A 19,719-nucleotide genomic window follows, 5' to 3' on the forward strand; every position below is an offset into this window, starting at 1 on the left:
AACTATGTTTTTTTAGGGCCAATAATACGCTTTATAACGGGTGCTTTTGTTGGCTTTGGTTCTTTATTTAAAACCATGACAGGGCGTGTCACGAATAAATTATTAGGATAAATTACACGGTGCCCATCAATGTGTTCAAGCACTACATTCATCAAGCCCATTTCTACTATTCGACCTTCAACATGATTAGCACCGTCAATAATTCGTACCCAATTGCCAACTCTGCAGTCATTTTGAATAAACATCAGTAAAAATGCGGTTAGGTTACTCAGTAATGACCAAGCGGCAAAAAGCGCTACGCCTAACATGGCAAATAAAGAGGAGCCTAAAACCAATAAGCCACGCAGCTCTATACCCCAAAATACTAAAACTAAACAAAGCACTACAAAGGCGAGTATTATTTTTAGTAAGAGCTCTGCACGGTACTTTCGGTGTAAATCTACCTTCCCCTTAATGGCTTTTTCGAGTAATTTTTTGGTTATTTTTAATAGCAGAGGGAAAACCAAAATAGCGATTACAGTGACAATTAACTTATATTGTGATGCAAACAATTCTAAAACTTCTATTATTTTCACTTTAGGCCCTGAGCTTTTATAAAAATTTAATTTAATGCAATTGATATTAGTTTAACGCGTTTGTATTATTTAAAAAGTGTTTTTAACGCTCACGAGCCACTGTACTGAATCTACATCATCGTAGCTATCAACTGGGGCTGCAATATCAATGTGGATCATGGTGCCTGAGTTTGCACGACTCGGTGCTAAACGAAGACCCACGCCTATATTTTTTAATACATGTGCGTTTTCACCGTTATCTTTATCGTTGAACCATGCTCTGCCTACATCTACAAAAGCTGCGCCACCCACTTTAAATAATTGCAGTAAATCGTACTCCCAGTAATAACGCTTTTCTAGATTAACTAAAAAACTACGGTCGCCATGTTGATAATCCATAGGGTAACCACGTAGGCCTGTTTCGCCGCCTAAAGTAAGTTGTTGATCAGCAGTAAGGTTTTTGGCGTACTGCACGCGGGCTTTAACATACCAAGATTGGTCTTCACTGGTATTTAAATAATATTGTATTTGGCTGGTGGCCATAAAGTTTTCGAGCTTTTTCTGCTCTTTATTCCAATAACCATCAATATCTGCGCTAAAGCGCCATAAAGTATTATCGTTAGTAAAGTGGGCTTTTTTGAAGTTAAATGAATACACTGCGCGGCTGTCGTCATTACTTAATGACTCGTCTGAATAGCCAATTAAGCTTTTAATATTCCAGCCTAAATTTAAATCTTCTGTGCGAGATATGCTGTCAAAATTGCGTACTTTTATATAGTTATCTTCAAACCAATGGCCGCTTATAAAGGGATAACTTAAGCTTCTGTCATCGGCAAGTGGTGCAAAGGTCGTGTCTATTGCTTCAAAGGTATGTTGCTCGTCGGTGTAACCTAAGGTTAAGCGTTGGGTCCAATTATTATTAAGTGCTTTTGAGTGCCCTATAAATGCACGGTTTAAATCGGTAGTTTGATCAAATTCGCTAAACTCTTCACCGCGTTTATATAGCGACTCTTCGCGCTGCTCAGAATAGCTTAAAATACCATAACTAAAAGGGGTGTCTATTGCGTAAAATGGGTAGGTAAGCTCAAGTAAGTGGCGCTTGCCATCGCTATTATCGGCATATTCTAAACGGCCGCGGTAGCGGGTAGATAAAATATTAGGATCGTCGTAAACAAATAAATAGCCACTACGATCGCTGTCGGTCGTGCGTGACAAAGAAAGGCGCTTACCCCAACCAAGCAGGTTTGATTCTCTAAAACCTATACTCGATTTGTTTTCTCCACCGCTACGGCTAAAGTTTACTTCTGGTAAAAGTGTCCATAAGTCGCGGGTAACCACTTCTACATTAACATTGCCGTCGCAATTTTCGGTTGCACTAATTTGTGCATCATATAAATAGCTTTCTTTACGAAGTAAACGCTCAGATTCAGCAAGCTTTTTAGCGTCGTACTTGTCACCAGGGGAGAATAATAAAAGGTTATTGATTACATCGGGCTCTGTTTGAATATGAGCACGGTTAGCAAATCGAAATAGTGCATTATTTTCCTCTTCAAGCTCAGTATTAAATACATTAAGTTGCTTGAGCTTTATTGAGGCTATTTTTGCGTTACTGTTACTATTTGTGAGGGATGTTTTGTCTTGGACTTCTCGGCGTAAGTTTTTATCTGTGCTTAAATCTGTCTGTTCTACAAGGCAGTTATCTGTTTTCGTTGAAGATTGTTGTGCGAATGCATTAGGCACATAAGAGCTTAAAACCGTTAAGCTAATACAACACTGTGCTATCCATTTCTTGTTCACCATTGAACCTCTTTACTGCTACGTAGCAAATGACTACCGTAATATCAGCTTACATCATTGTTATTATAATGTAAGTAAAAGGTATGGATTTTGAAACTAATTAATTGTTACTCATATTCACTTTTGTTAATAACCAACCTGGTTTAGAGCCGCCTGTGCGCGAGGTATTAAAGCTAGCTTAAATAAAATGCTAAAGCGGCTAATAAGTGCTCAGCTTCACGGCCTTCGGCATTAATCCAAATACTTTGGCTATAATGCTCATAGTTTAAATTAAAGGTTTGCTGATGATAGGTAAAGCGAACTTGATGGCGATCGGCACCTGCAGAATACTCGTTGAGTGTTACATCATCTGAGTGTAAAAATAGGGTACTCCACAGCTCAAAGTCTTCATCGTTTGGCGGCTCGACTGGTGTAATTAAAATGTATTTATGGGCGTGGTCATATTCTATTTGAGTCATAACTTTCTTAATTTGTAGCTAGGTAATTACGAATTGCAGTTAAGAATTCGCCGCCGTATTTATTTAATTTGGTAAAACCTACCCCCGACACTTTTAAAAATTCGCTGTCGTTTGTTGGCATAAGCTGCGCCATTTCGGCTAGCGTTTTATCATTAAATACCACATAAGGTGGTACATCATCGGCATCAGCAAGTTCTTTACGTAGTGCGCGCAGGCGAGCAAACAGTTTTTTGTCGTAATTAAATTGCGCTAATTTATCTTGATAAACGTGTTTGGCTTGCAGGCGTGGTTCGGCTAATTGCAGTGCGTACTCGCCTTTTAAAATTGCACGCGCGGCTTCGGTCAATCTAAGTGACGCACCTTGCGTTATATCTTGGCTAAGTAAGCCTTGATGAATAAGCTGGCGTAAAATACTGAGCCAAAATTCACTGCTTTTGTCTTTACCTATGCCGTAAGTACTTAGCTCATGATGATTATTATCGCGTATGCGGCTAGTATTTGCACCACGTAGTAATTCAACAATGTAGCCAAGACCAAAGCGTTGGTCAGCTCTATATACACACGAAAGTGCTTGCTGGGCGACTAAGGTACCATCAAAGCTTTTTGGCGGGTTTAAGCAAATATCGCAGTTGCCGCAAGGCTCGCGTTGATATTCACTAAAGTAATTAAGTAATATTTGCCTACGACACGTTTGTGCTTCTGCAAAGCTTGCCATTGCATTAAAGCGTTGTTCTTCTACGCGGCGGCGTTGTTCGTCGTCTATGTCTTCAAAAAAGCGTCTTACGCGGCCAATATCAGCTGGATCAAAGTACATTATGGCCTCAGCTGCGAGTCCATCTCGCCCAGCTCGACCTGTTTCTTGATAGTAAGACTCTATACTTTTTGGAATATCGTAATGCAGTACAAAACGCACGTTAGGCTTATTTATACCCATACCAAAGGCAACGGTTGCGACCACTATTTGAATATCGTCACGGGCAAAACCAGTTTGAACAAACTGTCGTTGCTCATTACTCATACCAGCATGGTAAGCGGCAGCGTTTAACCCTGCATCAGCCAATTTTTCGGCAATGTCGTCTACACGTTTACGGCTGGTGCAATAAATAATACCACTTTGGCTTTTTTGCTCTTTTAAGTAACGAAGCAATTGCACCATAGGTTTAAATTTTTCTTCTATGGTGTAGCGAATATTAGGGCGATCAAAGCTGCCAGTATGGATATAAGGCTGTTGTAGTTTTAGTTGTTCAACTATATCAAAACGGGTGGCTTTATCGGCAGTTGCAGTTAGCGCCATCATGGGGACGTGTGCAAAACGCTGCTTTAATTCATTTAATCTAAAGTAATGAGGCCTAAAGTCGTGACCCCAATGCGACACACAATGCGCTTCGTCAATGGCAAATAAACTCACATTTAAATGTGATAAGCGTTCTAAAAATTCGCGTTGTAATACTTTTTCAGGTGCCACATATAAAAGCTTAATTTGCCCCTGATGAAGCTGTTGATACACTAATTGCTGCTCTTCTCGCGCTAAGCTGTTATTAACGTAAGCTGCTTTTACTCCAAGTGCTTGCAGTTGTGTTACCTGATCTTGCATAAGCGATATAAGTGGAGAAATAACAATAGTTACACCCTCAAGCACTAAAGCAGGAATTTGATAGCATACTGATTTTCCGCCGCCGGTAGGTAGTAATACCAGAGAGTCTTGACCATTAATAGCAGCGTCAATAACTGCTTTTTGACCGTCGCGAAATTCACTGTAGCCAAACACTTGTTTGAGGACAGTTTCGGGTTTACGCACTAGTGTGCTCGAAGAGGGAGTTGATGTATTCATTGGCGGGTATTTTAGTGGTTTTTTAGTGAGATGTCTTTAGCTGAGTTACTTAACCTTACCCCTATTGTAAGTAAATTTAACTCTGCTAGGGTTGAAATAGCTTTTTAATATCAGGCTTATTTAAAATGACTTAACGAGAGCCTCGTAGTTTTGCTTAAGTTGTGCTTTACTCATCGTACCAGTTTAAACATAGAGAATAATAATGAATAAAGAAATGTTAATTGAACAAGTGGGCGCATTGTTTGTAAATGGCATGCCATTTAATCAGTTTTTAAATATCTCGGTTGAGTCACTTACTCCAGAGCAAGCAAAAATAAGTTTTCCTTGGCAAGACGTATTTATAGGAAACCCTGCGCAAAAAATATTACATGGTGGCGTTATTTCAGCCGTTCTCGACAACGTAGGAGGTATGCTCGCGGCAGCGAGTGTAATTGATAAGCTAACCGATATAGACATTAAGAGTGTACAGCAAAAGCTAGCAACCCTTGGCACTATCGATTTACGAACTGATTATTTGCGCCCAGGAAAAGGGGAGAGCTTTATAGCAAGTGCCACACTTATTCGCTCAGGCAATAAAGTATGTGTGTGTAGAATGGAATTGCATAACGAACAATCTGTTCAAATTGCTTTTGGAACTGGTACGTATTTAGTTGGATAAAACGCGCGTGGCAAGTAAACTAGCGGCCTTTTAAATCACTAAGTGTTTATTATGTCGATTGATACCGAGCAGCGTAAAGGTGCTATTTTTGCTTGTCTTGCTTTTTTTATGTGGGGTCTTGCGCCAATATACTTTAAGTTAATTCAGCATGTTACTGCCTTTGAAATTTTAATGCATCGGGTTGTTTGGTCGGTTGTATTTTTAGTACTGGTAGTAAGTGTTTTAAAGTATTGGGACAAAGTAAAACGCATCATTGTTCAGCCTAAGCTTTTGCTTATGCTTGTTATTACCTCTGCGCTGCTTGGGTTTAACTGGGGTTTATTTATATGGGCTATAAATAATAACCATATGCTTGATGCGAGTTTGGGCTATTACATAAACCCTCTTTTAAATGTATTGCTGGGAATGCTCTTTTTAGGTGAACGCCTGCGTAAGTTTCAAGGCGTAGCAGTGGCACTTGCCTTTAGTGGTGTTGTACTGCAGTTAATTAGTTTTGGCTCGTTTCCGGTAGTGGCATTTTCATTGGCTATATCGTTTGCGCTTTATGGTTTAATACGTAAAAAGTTACCTGTTGAAGCTCTGCCTGGTATTTTACTTGAAGCACTTATATTACTGCCTGTTGCACTCATTTATTGGTGGTTAATGGTGCCGACACCAACTTCAAGCCTACCAGCCAACGATTGGCATACAAATGCATTACTGATTAGTGCCGGTATTGTAACTACATTACCATTACTGTGTTTTACTGGTGCAGCTAAGCGCTTGCAATACACTACACTTGGCTTTTTTCAGTACATTGGACCAAGCCTAATGTTTATATTAGCAGTGGTGTTTTACGGTGAAATTTTTGATGCGGAGCGTGTAGTAACGTTTGCATGTATTTGGAGTGCATTAGCTATTTTTAGTTGGGATTCTTATCATCAATCACGTAAACGTAAAAAAGCGGCTATTACAGCCGCAGAAGTATAATTAACTAATAAAATGGTTAACTAACTACTTTATTACGACCAGATTCTTTAGCATCGTAAAGTTTTAAATCGGCCTGTTTTAATAGTTCATCAATTTGATAAACAGGCCCGTTTGAGAAGCCAATAGAGATAGTAAATTTAATTTTAGCTTTACTAAATTCTTGGCTATTCATTTCTATAAAATACCTAAAACCTTCAAGCCTTTTTAGTGCTTCTTGTTTATCAGTGTCGGCAAAGTACACTGCGAATTCTTCACCACCTAAACGCGCTACTAAATACTTTTTAAAATATTTACTAAAGCAAATAGAAAGCCCTTTTAATACTTCGTCGCCTACATCATGTCCGTGTGTGTCATTAATCACTTTAAAATGATCAATATCAAGCATTGCTAAGGATCCTGAACCTTGCTTACTTTTAATCTTTTTAAGTGACTTATTGGTTTCTTCAAAAAAGTAACGGCGATTAGGTAAATTAGTTAAATAATCAGTGTTAGCTTGCCGTTTTATTGTGGCCATAAGCTCTAACATATCGACGTTTTGGCTTAGACGACAATAAAACTCTTCATTATTAAAAGGTTTACGAAGGTAGTCGTTTGCACCATTTTTTAAAAACAACGTTGATAAATCAGACGAGTCTGCGGCAGAAACACCAATAATCACTTTTTCATCGTTGTCATATAAACGACGAATTTCAGTGCATAGTTCATCACCATTCATGTTTGGCATTTCGTTATCAGTAATAATTACAGATATATCAGGTGAGGCTTCAAGCGCGGCTAGTGCTTCTATACCGTCTTCGGCTTGTAGAATTTGATATTTATGACGTGCAAGCAAGCTGCAAATGTAAGTACGTGTAGATGCAGAATCATCAACAACAAGCACTTTTACATTTTCGTTGCGAGTTAATCTAAGTAATTGTCTTTCGAGGTATTGATACGCTTGTTTGTTTTCTTTAATGATGTAATCAATGATTGGATATTTTTCGACTGTATCGCGGGTTTGTTTATCAATATTACCCGTCATTACAATAGTTGGAATGTCAGCCTTAACAGTACACGGTACTGCTTCACCTGATGGGGCATCAGGTAATATAAAGTCGACTACAGCACAAAAGTAGCTATTTTTACTTATAAGCTCTTTTGTTTGTGCTAATGACTCAGCTATATCAACTTTATAACCTGCTTTAAGCGCGATGTGCTTTTGCACTCGCGCCATTGCAGGTGTATCTTCAACTATTAGTATTTTTCGCGTCACGTAACACCTTGTTTATATTTTGCAAAAATATTTGCTTATACAAGTTGTAACTGTTAAAACGCAAAAAAGCAAATAACTTAAGTACTTACAGGTTATCCGCTTCTGAATAATACTCTTGGCTAATTGGTGCTGGCCCTGACATTTTTGAACGGCCAAATAAAGTATGAAATTTAGTTTTACAGGTCGTTAGCTTTAAGTATTTTACCCAAGCTCGTTCGATTGGGTTGGTAGGTTCTTGTGAGCCAGTGACTACTGCTACAAACTGTTCTTGATGTTCGTTTTGCGGCTCAATTGTTTTGCTATATAAGCCTCTTAAAACAACACCGTGTTGTTCTAATATACTGGCTTCTAATAAGGTGAAGTTTCCGCTGCGGCTAAAGCCACGTGGAAAATTCTGATCATCATAAAATTGACGTTGGCTAACAAATGCTTGGCGTAGTAATGAAATGTTATTGCTCATAGCTTTATCCTCATACCCTATTAATTAGCTGGAGTATGATGCAAGTTTGGCAATTTATTAAACAAATTATTTTTATCGTGAGGATAAAAAATTGGATATCGATTTATTAAAAACATTCGTTGAAGTAGTGCGTACGCGTCACTTTGGTAAAGCGGCCGAAAACCTTTATATTACGCAGTCTGCAGTGAGCTTTAGAATTCGCCAATTAGAGCAAGGGCTTGGTGTTAATTTATTTATACGTCAGCGCAACAATATTCAACTTACCGCACCAGGTGAGCGCTTATTACCGCACGCGCAAATGATTATTACAGGTATGCAGCGCGCCAAAGTAGATGTTGCGCTTGCCGATAATATGCATAAGCAAATTAGCTTAGCAGGAACGCCTAATATTTGGGATGCTTTTTTACAGTTTGGTATAACAAATATTGTATCGGCGATGCCGGGCGTGTCGTTGGTTGCAGAAGTTAAAGCACAACAAGAAAGCACTCGACTATTATTAGAGCGCACGCTTGATTTGGCAATATTGTTTGATCCACCAAAAGTAGACGAGTTAGTAGTAGAGCGAATTTGTGAGTTGCCAATCATTCCTGTAAGCGGATATGACACAGCAACCAACGAAAACTTTTTTGATAATCAATATGTGTATGTTGATTGGGGAACTACTTTTTCTCTTTGGCATGCACGCCAGTTTACAGGAAAAACGCCACCTTACTTTAGAACTAGCACAGGACGTATTGCACTTGATTTAATACTGCAATGTGGTGGTAGTGCATTTATACCTCAAGTATTGGTTGAAGGGCATTTAGAAAAAGGTGAGTTGTTTCATGTTAAAGGGGTAGAAAACACCTCAAGAGACGTATTTATCGCATACCACAGAGACAACGAGCAAAAAGAGCTAATAGAAACCTTAGTTAATTTACTTTCGCAAATGACGCCAAGCTTGTCTTTAAAGCAAAGTAAGTAAGAGAGACCATTTATTAAACTTTCATGTTATTTTGATTTCACATTTAATGCATTTTTATTAATAAAAAAAGACATTAATATTTCCATTGTAATATTAATGTCATTTAGCGATGACAAAATGCAGCAGTTTTAAAAATTAGTCTTTTGTGATTATCCAAGGAAATAACATGAAATTTGTAAAATCGAGCTTATGCTTAGCACTATTAAGTGGTTTATCTTTTAATGCACTTGCCGACGTAGACATTTACGGTAAAGCGAATGTAACAGTGCAATCATCAGATGATGGCGAAGGGTCTTTTACTGAGATAAAAAGTAATGCATCTCGTCTTGGTGTTAAAGGTTCTGAAAAAATAAATGATAGTTTAGAAGCGGTATATAAGTTTGAGTTTCAAGTTGATGTGTCTGATGCTGATTCAAAAGGCGATAACGACGACAATATTTCTGCGCGTAACCAATACGTTGGTTTAAAAGGTGCGTTTGGCCAAGTAGTTATTGGTCGTAACGATACTGCGCTTAAGCAATCTCAAGGCAAGTTGGATTTATTTAACGACCTTGAAGGCGACATTAAAAATGTATTTAAAGGTGAAAACCGCTTAGGAAATACAGTTAGTTATTCATCAAACTCATACGAAGGCTTTAAAGTACTTGCTACTTTTGTAGCTGAAGATGATGTAGACGCTGATAACGGTTACTCAATGGCGGTGACCTACGGTGACGTTGCACTTAAAAAGAGCGCGGTATACGCCTCTATTGCAGCCGATAGTGAAGTAAATGGCTACGATGTAGTGCGTGCATCAATCCAAGGTAAAGTTGAAAACTTTAAATTGGGTGCAATGTACCAAACACAAGAAGCAGTAGATGGCAGCGCAGAGGCGGATGGTTACTTGCTAAATGCTGCTTACAGCATGGGTAACAACACATTTAAAGTGCAATACCAAGATATGGACTTTGACGACAGCGACGATAAGTCAGCAATTTCAGTTGGTCTTGATCACAAATTAAATAAAAACATTAAAGTATTTGGTTTTTACTCAAGCTTCGATATGGACAACAACGTTGACCAAGACTACGTAGGCTTAGGTATGGAATACAAGTTTTAACTATTCGCTAAATTATTAAAACACTCCCTTTTTAACCGCGCTCTTTTGAGTGCGGTTTTTTTTGCTTTAAATTATTTACTTAGCCGCCCATAATAGAGCTTCATTTGGAATGAGGTGCGAGTCCTCGACTGTTCCCGCAACTGTAAGCAGCTGAGCTGTAAGTCAGATACAAATGGTATAATACCAATTTTATTAAAAACATGATCTTTCTAGCGAATTAAATAACTTACTAACTTTGTTAAAAATTATTCATATATAACAACTATATGCCATAATTTCGCCTTGTTATTAAGCTATTTATTTGTTGCTGTAATAGCTCACTAATTTAATGCAATTGGTATGAATTTTTTTAACGAGCGGGTTTACTCATTTTTTTCTTGTAGTGCATTAGTATTTTTATCGCATTTTTAGTGAGTTTAACCTAGCCTAGGACTGACTATTGCACACTCAAACGCCATTAAATACACCATTACTAAACGTTAAAAACGTATCGTGGGGTATTGGCAATAAAACGATTCTAAAAAAAATAAACCTTAAAATAACCACAGGTAAATTTGTTGGTTTGATTGGTCCCAATGGCGCAGGTAAATCGAGCTTATTGCGTTGTCTATATCGTTTTAATAAACCAAGTAATGGCGTTGTAGAATTTAACAGCACAGATATTTGGCAGCTAAAAAGCGATGAGTACGCAAAAAAAGTAGCGGTTGTTTTACAAGAAACCCCGTCGCAATTTAACTTAAGCGTATTTGATGTTATTGCGCTTGGGCTAACGCCTCATAAATCGCTATTTAGCTCAGTAACTAACACTGATAAACAAAAAGTTATTCAAGCTATCAATACCGTAGGGTTGGCAGATCATAGTGATCAAAGCTTTGAATCACTCTCCGGCGGTGAAAAGCAACGTGCCTTGATAGCCCGCGCCATAGTTCAGCAACCTCAGTTGTTAATAATGGACGAGCCAACTAGCCATTTAGATGTTAAATACCAAATACAGGTAATGGAGCTTGCTAAATCGTTGGGTGTAACGGTGTTTGCATCGTTTCATGATTTAAACTTAGCCTCTGCAATGTGCGATGAACTAGTGGTTATTAAAAATGGTGAAATTACGCATTCAGGCGCGCCAAGTGAGGTATTAACCGAAAACATGCTAGGTGAGGTTTTTGGTGTCTGCGCCCAAGTAAATAACCACCCGCAAATATCGAAGTCGGGAAATAGCATTCCTCATATCACTTACTTTTATGGTTACAAATAATATGAGCACAGTTAATACTCGCCAATCACTTGCGTTATTTATAAGTGCTGCAGCTGCTTTATTTAGCTTATTTGCAGCACTTAGTTTTGGCGCAGCAGATACCTCACTTCAAGACGTACTTAATAGTTTTTTGCTCTCAAATAATGCGTCTTTTAATACGCGTATTATTTTTGAACTAAGAATGCCACGCACATTACTCGCTTTTTTAGCAGGCTCTGGTTTAGCAATTGCGGGGCTTATTTTACAAACGGTAACGCGCAACCCGCTAGCCGACCCTTACTTATTTGGTATATCGTCGGGTGCTTCATTTGGCGTGGTGTTACTTATGGCGCTAGCAGGTATTAGTGCAGGTTTTATGTTATCGGCAGCAGCGTTATTAGGTAGCTTACTCGCTATGAGTTTATTAATTCTTATTGCAGGTAGGCAGCAAAGTGCACAGGTAGAATCAATGCTATTAGCTGGCGTTGCTCTATCGTTTTTATTTAGTGCGTTTACCAGTTTGTTGCTTTATTGGAGTGACCCTCAGGCGGTAGCCGCTATTTTATTTTGGACACTGGGCAGCTTTGCTCGTGCGCAGTGGGCTACGCTTTGGTTGCCTTTATTGGTAATTACATTGTGTACGTTTGTAATGCTGAGCTTTAGAAGACAACTCAATGCCATGTTACTTGGCGATGAAAGCGCAATTACATTAGGTGTCAGAGTCCAGCGCTTTAGAATACTTATGCTAGTTTTAAGCTCATTAATTACCGCTGTGCTGGTGGCTATGTGTGGTGGTATTGGGTTTGTAGGATTAATGGTACCGCATATTGTGCGCTTTTTTATCTCCCAAGGCACCAACGCGGGATTGCTTGTAACCAGCTTAGTGGGCGGTACATTTATGGTGTGGGTTGATGTACTTTCGCGCTCCTTACTAAAAAACCAAGAATTGCCTGTGGGCGTTATTACCGCTGCTATTGGTAGCGTGTTCTTTTTAAGTTTATTATTTTTTAGAAAGCGAAGGGGGTAATTCCATGAAAACCTTAATGGTTCAAGGCACTACATCAGATGCTGGTAAAAGCACCCTAGTTGCAGCCCTCTGCAGAGTGTTTGCTAAGCGAGGGGTAAAGGTTGCGCCTTTTAAACCACAAAATATGGCACTTAATAGCGCGGTAACAAAAGGTGGCGGAGAAATTGGCCGTGCGCAAGCCTTGCAAGCAATAGCCGCTAAAGTCGAGCCCGAAATAGACTTTAATCCTATTTTACTTAAACCTAATAGCGATACGGGCGCGCAAGTTATTATTCATGGAAAAGCCATTAGTAATATGGAAGCGGGCAAATATCACGACTATAAAAAAGTGGCGATGGATGCGGTAATTACCTCACATAACCGCTTAGCTAAACGCTTTGATTTACTCCTTGTTGAAGGGGCAGGGAGTCCTGCTGAAATAAACCTGCGTGAAAACGATATTGCCAATATGGGTTACGCCGAAGAGGTAGATTGCCCCGTTATTATTATTGCCGATATAGATAAAGGCGGTGTGTTTGCACACTTAGTGGGTACATTAGCGCTACTAAGCGAGTCAGAACAGGCACGAGTAAAAGGCTTTGTTATAAACCGCTTTCGAGGCGATATAAGTTTGCTGCAAGGTGGGCTTGATTGGCTTGAAGAATACACAAACAAACCCGTACTTGGCGTATTACCTTATTTGCACGATCTTGCGCTTGATGCTGAAGACGCCGTCGCCATTGATAATAATGTAACCAACGCCACAATTAATATTGCAGTGCTACTTGTTCCCCACATTAGTAACCATACTGATTTTGATGCACTGCGTTTGCACCCCAATATTAATATAAATTATGTGCGCCACACGCAAACTATCCCAGACGTTGATCTGATAATTCTCCCTGGCAGTAAAAATGTACTGGGCGATTTAACCTTTTTGAAAAATGAAGGCTGGGACACTCAAATTAAACGCCACTTACGCTATGGTGGAAAAGTACTTGGCATTTGTGGCGGCATGCAAATGCTAGGCAATACGCTCAACGATCCCGATGGTATTGAATCGTCATTAAAGCAAGTAAATGGACTTGCTCTATGCGATTTTGAAACCACGCTGACAGCACAAAAAGTATTAACTAAAATAACCGCTACACTACTTTTAAATAACCAATCAACACCCTGTAGTGGTTACGAAATACATGCAGGAATTAGCCAAGGTGCAGCGCTTAATAAGCCATTTATAACCTTTAATAAAAGCCACCCAAATGGCTTTAAAACAGATGGCTTTATTAGCGATGATAATGCCGTTGCAGGCACCTATTTACATGGCTTGTTTGATGAAGCCGATGCTACATCGCAAATTTTAAAATGGGTAAAACCAGGTGCCTCAATTAATCCAATTAGTATTGCCACTCATCGCGAGCAGCAGTTAGAAAGATTAGCAACCATGTGCGAAACGCATTTAAATATACAGCAAATTATCTCGATTTATGAAGGGCACAATAATGACTGAACAAAACAACGATAAACACCAAAAACGCCAACAAAAAGTAAAAGAACAAGTGGATGCGCGCGTTGCAGCCGCGCAAGATGTAAAAGGTATTTTTCAGGTTATTACGGGTAATGGTAAAGGTAAATCAACCTCAGGTTTTGGCGTTGTAGCTCGCTGTGTTGGGCATGGTAAAAAAGCAGCCGTTTGCCAATATATTAAAGGTACTTGGGAATGTGGCGAGCGTAATTTATTACAAGGTGCAGGTGTTGAGTTTGTTGTAATGAACACCGGTTTTACCTGGGATACGCAAAATAAAGAAGCCGATACCGCAGCCGCGCAAGCAACATGGCAAGAGTCAAAACGCATGCTTGCTGATAGCAGTATTGATTTAGTATTACTCGATGAGCTTACGTATATGGTGACCTACGGCTACGTTGATTTAGATGAAGTAGTAACAGCGCTTAATAACCGCCCGCCAATGCAGTCAGTTATTATTACCGGGCGTGCAGCGCACCGTACTTTAACCGACCTTGCCGACACAGTAAGCGAAGTGCGTAATGTAAAGCACGCATTCGACTCAGGCATAAAAGCGCTCGAAGGGTTTGATTACTAATGTTTAAAGCGTTTTTTATTGGGCTACTGCTTTTTAGTGTATCGGGCAGTGCACTTGCAGAGCAGGTTAATGATTCTAAAAAACTGCGAATAATCGCGCTTGCACCACATATAGTCGAAAATCTATTTGCCATAGGGGCGGGCGATAATATTGTGGGCACGGTTGATTACGCCGACTATCCTGCTGAGGCTAAAAGTATTGAGCGCATAGGCGGTTATTACGGTATCTCACTTGAAAAAGTGTTGGCGCTTAAACCTGACTTAGTAATTGCGTGGAAAAGCGGAAATCAAAGCGAAGATTTAGCCCAAATAGAGTGCCTTGGCATAAAAGTATATTTAAGTAATCCCACCACAATCGCTGGTGTAGCCGACGAGTTACTTACTTTTGGTGAATTTACAGGGAACATTAAGCAAAGCCAGCAAGCGGCAAATGCATTTAAACATAAGCTAAATGGTATTGTTAAAAGCCAGCAAGATAAAAAAAATATTACCGGGTTTTATCAGTTATGGGCTGAGCCCATGATGACAGTAAGTAAAAATACATGGATAAGCCAACTGATTGAAACATGCCATGTAAGTAATGTATTTGCACAGAGCGTTACAGATTACCCGCAAATTAGTATCGAAAATGTCATTGTTACTAAGCCACAAGTTATTATTATCCCTGATGAAAAATCAAAAACACCACAGCCGGTTGTTAATTGGCAAAAGTGGCCAGAAGTGCCCGCTGTTAAAAATGATCAATTTATTAGCGTGAATGCCGATTTATTACATCGTTTTACTCCGCGGATGCTAGATGGACTCGCGGATATGTGTGATAAAATAGACGCATCACGTAAACAGATTAAGAGTACACAATGAGCGATTGGGCTACATTTTTAGAAAGTGAATTACAGCAACCTTACATGCAGGAAACGTTAGAGTATGTGGCTAATCGCCGCAATGAAGGTGTTGCTGTTTATCCGCCTGAACCTCAAGTATTTAGTGCTTTTGATGCCACAGCACTAAATGACATCCGCGTTGTAATTTTAGGACAAGACCCATACCACGGAGAAGGGCAAGCGCATGGCTTGTGTTTTTCGGTATTGCCTGATGTAAAAAAGCTGCCGCCGTCGCTTAAAAATATGTACAAAGAGTTAGCTACCGATATCAGCGGTTTTGCTGTTCCTGAACACGGGTACCTGCAAAGTTGGGCAGATCAGGGTGTATTTCTACTCAATACAGTATTGACAGTTGAGCAAGGGCAAGCGCATTCTCATAAGCATTTAGGATGGGAGCAATTTACCGATAATGTAATAGCGCATATTAATAAACACTGCGAAGGTGTGGTATTTATTTTATGGGGTGCACATGCACAAAAAAAAGGGAAAGGCATAGATAGCGCTCGCCATCATATTTTAAAAGGGCCACACCCATCGCCGCTTTCGGCGCATAGAGGCTTTTTTGGCTGTCAGCATTTTTCAAAAACGAATGAGCTATTACAAGCCCAAGATGAAAAACCGATTAACTGGCAGGTGTAAATAACCTGGGCTCTGAATAATAAATTTATCTCATGCAGCTATTTTCAGCGCATTAAAAAAGGCTTCCATATATCGGAAGCCTTTTTGTTTAGTTGGGGCGTATTGAATTAAAAATCGAGCTCTTCAATCGCAATACTGTCTGTAAAGTAGTCTAGTTCTTGTAGTTCTTTACGTAGGCGTTGTTTGTCTTTTATTGCTTCTATTTCACGCCATTTTCTTTTTTTATTTTTCTGAGAGGTTTTCCTTGTTGTATCTGGTCCTTCTAATATCTCTAATATATCGTTTAGGCTATCCATGAACTTCTCCTATTGATTTTATTGACCTCAAGAATACCTATACCACAGGCATAACTAAAATAGAACAAAAAAGTGACAGTTATGTTACGAGGATGTGATGAGTTGATGAAGGTTTATACGAAGATTATATAGAGGAGTAGCGTATTTTAGGCATAAAAAAACGCCGCTATAGCGACGTTTTTTAAAACACGATTATAGCAAATTACATTGCTTTAAAGCGCGCTTCTAGTTGTTCTTGTGCATCAGCAAAAGAGCGAATACCTTCAGCTAGTTTTTCAGTAGCCATAGCATCTTGGTTATGTAACCAACGGAACTGTGCTTCTGTAAGTGGCTCTGGTTTTGGCTCTTGTGGAACATCGCTTTCAAGCAAATATTCTTGTGCGCCTTCAAGGTTACCTAAATCTTCTAAAAGATTAGGGCTAATAGTTAGCTTGTCACAACCTGTAAGTGCAATAATTTCGCCTGTATTACGGAAACTTGCACCCATCACAACTGTTTTGTAGTCATGGCGTTTGTAAAATTCAAAAATGCTGCGTACAGACTGAACACCTGGATCTTGTAGCGGATCGGTTGGTTTTTCCATACCGTTAGCAACGTGCCAATCTAAAATACGACCAACAAATGGCGAAATTAGAAATACGTTTGCATCGGCACACGCGCGAGCTTGGGCATCGCTAAATAATAAAGTAAGGTTACATTTAGTGCCTTCTTTTTCTAGCTGCTCAGCGGCTTTAATACCTTCCCACGTAGACGCTACTTTAATTAAAATTTTGTCTTTGCTTACACCTTCTTTTTCGTAAAGGCTAAGTAGGGTATGTGCTTTATCAATTGTAGCTTGTGTATTAAACGAAAGGCGTGCATCTACTTCAGTAGAAATATAACCTGGTACAATCTCGCTAATTTCTTTACCAAGTAATACGGCAAAGTAATCACAAGCTAGTTCAAGTTGTTTAGCAGGCTCTTGCTCGGTTTCTTTTGCGTAGCTCCAAGCTTTATCTAGGTAAGGCTTATATGCTTCAATCTCGCTCGCTTTTAATAAAAGTGACGGGTTTGTAGTTGCATCTTCTGGTTGATGCTTTTTAATAGCTTCAATATCACCAGTGTCGGCCACAATAGATGAATGTTGTTTTAGCCTTTGTAGAGCTGAAGTCATTTGCTTTCCTCATTCCAAGCAAGTTAAAAGAAAAATCTGATCACTCTTAATATATACAATCCATACTGCAACAGTGTGACAATGCTTGATAGGTCTTATGTCCTGATCAATAAAAAAACGGCAATGCATGGGTTATTAAGAGAGGATTTATTTAAACAAAACGTGCTTTTCGTTTCATTTAATGTTGAAATTGACACTAAATAAATTACAAGTCAATAGCTAACTATGATCACTGTTATTTCACCTGCAAAAAATCTTGATTACGAAACGCCACCCGCAACAGACAAGTTCACTCAGCCTGAATTACTAGAGCACAGCGAAGAGCTCATGAAAGTATGCCGTGAACTAACACCAGCGCAAATTGGCAGTTTAATGAAAATTAGCGATAAGCTTTCTGGACTTAACGCTGCGCGCTTTAGCGAGTGGGCACAACCGTTTACACAAAATAATGCTAAACAAGCCGCACTTGCCTTTAATGGCGATGTATATGGCGGTTTAGATGCAAGTACGCTTAAAGCTAGCGAGCTTGATTACGCACAAAACCATTTGCGTATTCTCTCGGGTTTATACGGGTTATTAAAACCACTTGATCTAATGCAAGCTTACCGTCTTGAAATGGGCACCAAGCTTGAAAACTCGCGTGGCAAAAACTTATACGAGTTTTGGGGTAGCGTTATAGCGAATAAACTAAACGACGTATTAAAAGCGCAAGACGCACAATATTTAGTTAACCTTGCTTCAAACGAATACTTTAAAGCGGTAGATAAAAAAGCATTAAATGCACAAATTATTACCCCACACTTTAAAGACTGTAAAAACGGTCAATATAAAGTTATTAGCTTTTACGCTAAAAAAGCACGCGGCATGATGGCGCGCTACATTATCGAAAATAAAGTAACGCAGTTAAGCCAACTTAAAGAGTTTACGGTAGCAGGTTATTACTTTAGCCCAGAGGCAACAGCTAAAGAGCTTGAGCCTGTATTTATGCGCGACGAACAAAATTAGGTTTATAAGCTTAAATAAAAAATTTAAAAGCCATGCATTGCATGGCTTTTTTGATGTTGGCGTTATATTTGCAATCTCATCTAATATTAATGAGAACACTAATTAAATAGGTGCAAATAAAATGATCAGCATTCCGTCAATTGACGAAGCCGAAAAACTAATAGAAGAAAAGCTCGGAGGGTGGTTTGATGTTGTAATAAGCCATATCCCTAATTTTATAGTTGCGATACTGATCGCAATTGTGTTTTCAATATTGGCGCGCTTTGCTGGCAAGCTGATGAAAAACATATTACGCCGCTCACTCGACTCAACACAAATTGCCGACTTAATGGCGTCAATTTTTAAAGTTATTGTGTTGTGTATAGGTTTATTTATAGCGCTCGATTTTGTTGGCTTAAAAGGCACTGTTACCTCGCTACTTGCTGGTGCGGGTATTGTGGGTTTAGCCATTGGCTTTGCGTTTCAAGACATGACCGAAAACCTAATTGCAGGTATAGCAATGGGTGTACGTAAGCCATTTAAAACAGGTGACGTAATAGAAACCGATGATGTGTTTGGTTCAATACATTCTATAAACCTACGTAACACGCTAATAGAGAGCTTTTATGGGCAGTTAATACTGGTACCAAACAAAGTATTATTTAGAAACGTACTAAAAAATTACACCACGCTAGGTGTTAGGCGCATAGAAGTACCCGTAGGTATTTCGTACGGCGACGACATAGAAAAAGCAAAAGACGTCATCGTCGATAAAATTAACGAATTTGACTTTGTAATACGCAAAGATGAAACCGCAGTATACGCCGAAGGTTTTGGCGACAGCAGCATTAACTTACTGGTGTGGTTTTGGATTAAATACCCAGGTGAGCCGGATTTCATGACGGTACGCCACAAAGGTGTTGTTGCCGTTAAGCAGGCACTTGATGAAGCTGATATTAGTATTCCATTCCCAATTCGTACTTTAGATTTTGGTATTAAAGGCGGCGAAAAACTCGATGCTATGATAAGCGATAAAATAAGCCAGCAATCATCAAATAAAGACAGTGGTGAGGGGACTGACTCTAACCAAAGTGAGTAATTTAGTTAAAGCTCATTAGGCAAAAGCATTGGGAAATAGTTACTTACCAACAGCGCGTTTTTACAGAGTAAAACGCGCTTTTTAGACATTTTATAAAATAAATGATATTTCTAATTTTAAAGTTAAGTCCCTTCATATAAGTATAAATTATCATTTTCCCATAAGAGCGCAATAAATAAACTTGTAACCATTACAAATACATAAACAACGAGGTGTTTGGATAATAAATGCATTTTAGTGGTTTTATGTTCCTATTTTGTTTGTTTCCCTCTGTAAATTCGGGTTTT

Annotated in this window: 20 protein-coding genes and 1 riboswitch; of the genes, 12 read left to right on the top strand and 8 right to left on the bottom strand. The window is 39.1% G+C overall.

Going from position 1 to position 19,719, the window contains the following annotated elements:
• Window positions 1-2 precede the first annotated feature (2 nt).
• The 4 genes from WNY79_RS05490 to recQ form a co-directional block, all read right to left on the bottom strand.
• Window positions 3-575, bottom strand: a complete 573-nt coding sequence (locus WNY79_RS05490; protein WP_154903704.1) for a mechanosensitive ion channel domain-containing protein — start codon at window positions 573-575, stop codon at window positions 3-5.
• 69 nt (window positions 576-644) lie between these two features.
• Entirely contained in the window at window positions 645-2,354 is a 1,710-nt protein-coding gene (locus tag WNY79_RS05495) for a ShlB/FhaC/HecB family hemolysin secretion/activation protein (RefSeq protein WP_342875344.1), read from the bottom strand.
• A gap of 170 nt (window positions 2,355-2,524) precedes the next feature.
• Complete coding sequence (locus WNY79_RS05500) at window positions 2,525-2,809, bottom strand: DUF3630 family protein (RefSeq protein ID WP_024598872.1); 285 nt, start codon at window positions 2,807-2,809, stop codon at window positions 2,525-2,527.
• A gap of 7 nt (window positions 2,810-2,816) precedes the next feature.
• Window positions 2,817-4,640, bottom strand: coding sequence for a DNA helicase RecQ (recQ, locus tag WNY79_RS05505; protein ID WP_166421311.1), 1,824 nt, complete (start codon window positions 4,638-4,640; stop codon window positions 2,817-2,819).
• 202 nt (window positions 4,641-4,842) lie between these two features.
• Here recQ and WNY79_RS05510 point away from each other — a divergent pair, with 202 nt between their 5' ends.
• Together WNY79_RS05510 and rarD are read left to right on the top strand one after the other, a co-directional pair.
• Window positions 4,843-5,298 (top strand): thioesterase family protein, encoded by a 456-nt coding sequence (locus WNY79_RS05510; protein WP_024599000.1) that lies wholly within the window; start codon window positions 4,843-4,845, stop codon window positions 5,296-5,298.
• A gap of 51 nt (window positions 5,299-5,349) precedes the next feature.
• Window positions 5,350-6,267 carry an EamA family transporter RarD gene (gene rarD, locus WNY79_RS05515; RefSeq protein WP_024598999.1) on the top strand — a complete coding sequence of 306 codons (918 nt, stop codon included), beginning with the start codon at window positions 5,350-5,352 and terminating at the stop codon, window positions 6,265-6,267.
• Window positions 6,268-6,283: 16 nt separating this feature from the next.
• Here the strand turns inward: rarD and WNY79_RS05520 are convergent, their stop codons facing one another.
• Together WNY79_RS05520 and WNY79_RS05525 are read right to left on the bottom strand one after the other, a co-directional pair.
• Entirely contained in the window at window positions 6,284-7,519 is a 1,236-nt protein-coding gene (locus tag WNY79_RS05520; RefSeq protein ID WP_342875345.1) for a diguanylate cyclase, read from the bottom strand.
• Window positions 7,520-7,604: 85 nt separating this feature from the next.
• Window positions 7,605-7,979 carry a DUF413 domain-containing protein gene (locus WNY79_RS05525; protein WP_007583734.1) on the bottom strand — a complete coding sequence of 125 codons (375 nt, stop codon included), beginning with the start codon at window positions 7,977-7,979 and terminating at the stop codon, window positions 7,605-7,607.
• A gap of 91 nt (window positions 7,980-8,070) precedes the next feature.
• Here WNY79_RS05525 and WNY79_RS05530 point away from each other — a divergent pair, with 91 nt between their 5' ends.
• From WNY79_RS05530 to ung, 8 genes are all read left to right on the top strand, one after another.
• A complete protein-coding gene (locus tag WNY79_RS05530) occupies window positions 8,071-8,943 on the top strand; it encodes a LysR family transcriptional regulator (RefSeq protein ID WP_024598997.1) in 873 nt (290 codons plus the stop codon).
• Window positions 8,944-9,109: 166 nt separating this feature from the next.
• Entirely contained in the window at window positions 9,110-10,042 is a 933-nt protein-coding gene (locus tag WNY79_RS05535; RefSeq protein WP_024590705.1) for a porin, read from the top strand.
• A gap of 60 nt (window positions 10,043-10,102) precedes the next feature.
• A riboswitch (cobalamin riboswitch) is annotated at window positions 10,103-10,235 on the top strand.
• 246 nt (window positions 10,236-10,481) lie between these two features.
• Window positions 10,482-11,294, top strand: a complete 813-nt coding sequence (locus WNY79_RS05540; protein ID WP_342875346.1) for an ABC transporter ATP-binding protein — start codon at window positions 10,482-10,484, stop codon at window positions 11,292-11,294.
• Between the two features lies 1 nt (window position 11,295).
• Window positions 11,296-12,300 (top strand): iron ABC transporter permease, encoded by a 1,005-nt coding sequence (locus WNY79_RS05545; RefSeq protein WP_342875347.1) that lies wholly within the window; start codon window positions 11,296-11,298, stop codon window positions 12,298-12,300.
• A 4-nt stretch (window positions 12,301-12,304) separates the two neighbouring features.
• The gene (locus WNY79_RS05550; protein ID WP_342875348.1) at window positions 12,305-13,789 is read left to right on the top strand and encodes a cobyric acid synthase; all 1,485 of its coding nucleotides are present in this window, start codon (window positions 12,305-12,307) and stop codon (window positions 13,787-13,789) included.
• Window positions 13,782-14,381 carry a cob(I)yrinic acid a,c-diamide adenosyltransferase gene (gene cobO / locus WNY79_RS05555; protein WP_170072474.1) on the top strand — a complete coding sequence of 200 codons (600 nt, stop codon included), beginning with the start codon at window positions 13,782-13,784 and terminating at the stop codon, window positions 14,379-14,381. The genes WNY79_RS05550 and cobO overlap by 8 nt, the downstream gene beginning before the upstream one ends.
• Window positions 14,381-15,241: a cobalamin-binding protein gene (locus tag WNY79_RS05560; RefSeq protein WP_342875349.1), complete on the top strand. Its 861-nt coding sequence runs from the start codon at window positions 14,381-14,383 to the stop codon at window positions 15,239-15,241. Before cobO ends, WNY79_RS05560 begins: the two co-directional genes overlap by 1 nt.
• The gene (gene ung, locus WNY79_RS05565) at window positions 15,238-15,900 is read left to right on the top strand and encodes a uracil-DNA glycosylase (RefSeq protein WP_342875350.1); all 663 of its coding nucleotides are present in this window, start codon (window positions 15,238-15,240) and stop codon (window positions 15,898-15,900) included. The genes WNY79_RS05560 and ung overlap by 4 nt, the downstream gene beginning before the upstream one ends.
• A gap of 107 nt (window positions 15,901-16,007) precedes the next feature.
• Here ung and WNY79_RS05570 read toward each other — a convergent pair whose 3' ends face one another.
• Together WNY79_RS05570 and tal are read right to left on the bottom strand one after the other, a co-directional pair.
• The gene (locus WNY79_RS05570) at window positions 16,008-16,196 is read right to left on the bottom strand and encodes a DUF3545 family protein (RefSeq protein WP_007583746.1); all 189 of its coding nucleotides are present in this window, start codon (window positions 16,194-16,196) and stop codon (window positions 16,008-16,010) included.
• Between the two features lie 202 nt (window positions 16,197-16,398).
• Entirely contained in the window at window positions 16,399-17,349 is a 951-nt protein-coding gene (tal, locus tag WNY79_RS05575; RefSeq protein ID WP_024598990.1) for a transaldolase, read from the bottom strand.
• 225 nt (window positions 17,350-17,574) lie between these two features.
• On the opposite strand from tal, the gene yaaA reads away from it, so the two are divergent.
• Window positions 17,575-18,354, top strand: a complete 780-nt coding sequence (gene yaaA / locus WNY79_RS05580; protein WP_170072478.1) for a peroxide stress protein YaaA — start codon at window positions 17,575-17,577, stop codon at window positions 18,352-18,354.
• A gap of 121 nt (window positions 18,355-18,475) precedes the next feature.
• Window positions 18,476-19,432, top strand: coding sequence for a mechanosensitive ion channel family protein (locus WNY79_RS05585; protein ID WP_024598989.1), 957 nt, complete (start codon window positions 18,476-18,478; stop codon window positions 19,430-19,432).
• Window positions 19,433-19,719 lie beyond the last annotated feature (287 nt).

This window comes from Pseudoalteromonas sp. AS84, from assembly GCF_038900255.1.
Lineage (GTDB): Bacteria > Pseudomonadota > Gammaproteobacteria > Enterobacterales > Alteromonadaceae > Pseudoalteromonas.

Bases quoted from the DNA above. Each gene is read 5' to 3' on its own strand.
- yaaA (WP_170072478.1), top strand. From the start codon at position 17,575: ATGATCACTGTTATTTCACCTGCAAAAAATCTTGATTACGAAACGCCA.
- WNY79_RS05495 (WP_342875344.1), bottom strand. From the start codon at position 2,354: ATGGTGAACAAGAAATGGATAGCACAGTGTTGTATTAGCTTAACGGTT.
- WNY79_RS05535 (WP_024590705.1), top strand. From the start codon at position 9,110: ATGAAATTTGTAAAATCGAGCTTATGCTTAGCACTATTAAGTGGTTTA.
- WNY79_RS05550 (WP_342875348.1), top strand. From the start codon at position 12,305: ATGAAAACCTTAATGGTTCAAGGCACTACATCAGATGCTGGTAAAAGC.
- WNY79_RS05545 (WP_342875347.1), top strand. From the start codon at position 11,296: ATGAGCACAGTTAATACTCGCCAATCACTTGCGTTATTTATAAGTGCT.
- WNY79_RS05570 (WP_007583746.1), bottom strand. From the start codon at position 16,196: ATGGATAGCCTAAACGATATATTAGAGATATTAGAAGGACCAGATACA.
- ung (WP_342875350.1), top strand. From the start codon at position 15,238: ATGAGCGATTGGGCTACATTTTTAGAAAGTGAATTACAGCAACCTTAC.
- cobO (WP_170072474.1), top strand. From the start codon at position 13,782: ATGACTGAACAAAACAACGATAAACACCAAAAACGCCAACAAAAAGTA.
- rarD (WP_024598999.1), top strand. From the start codon at position 5,350: ATGTCGATTGATACCGAGCAGCGTAAAGGTGCTATTTTTGCTTGTCTT.
- tal (WP_024598990.1), bottom strand. From the start codon at position 17,349: ATGACTTCAGCTCTACAAAGGCTAAAACAACATTCATCTATTGTGGCC.
- WNY79_RS05560 (WP_342875349.1), top strand. From the start codon at position 14,381: ATGTTTAAAGCGTTTTTTATTGGGCTACTGCTTTTTAGTGTATCGGGC.
- WNY79_RS05500 (WP_024598872.1), bottom strand. From the start codon at position 2,809: ATGACTCAAATAGAATATGACCACGCCCATAAATACATTTTAATTACA.
- WNY79_RS05585 (WP_024598989.1), top strand. From the start codon at position 18,476: ATGATCAGCATTCCGTCAATTGACGAAGCCGAAAAACTAATAGAAGAA.
- WNY79_RS05525 (WP_007583734.1), bottom strand. From the start codon at position 7,979: ATGAGCAATAACATTTCATTACTACGCCAAGCATTTGTTAGCCAACGT.
- WNY79_RS05510 (WP_024599000.1), top strand. From the start codon at position 4,843: ATGAATAAAGAAATGTTAATTGAACAAGTGGGCGCATTGTTTGTAAAT.
- recQ (WP_166421311.1), bottom strand. From the start codon at position 4,640: ATGAATACATCAACTCCCTCTTCGAGCACACTAGTGCGTAAACCCGAA.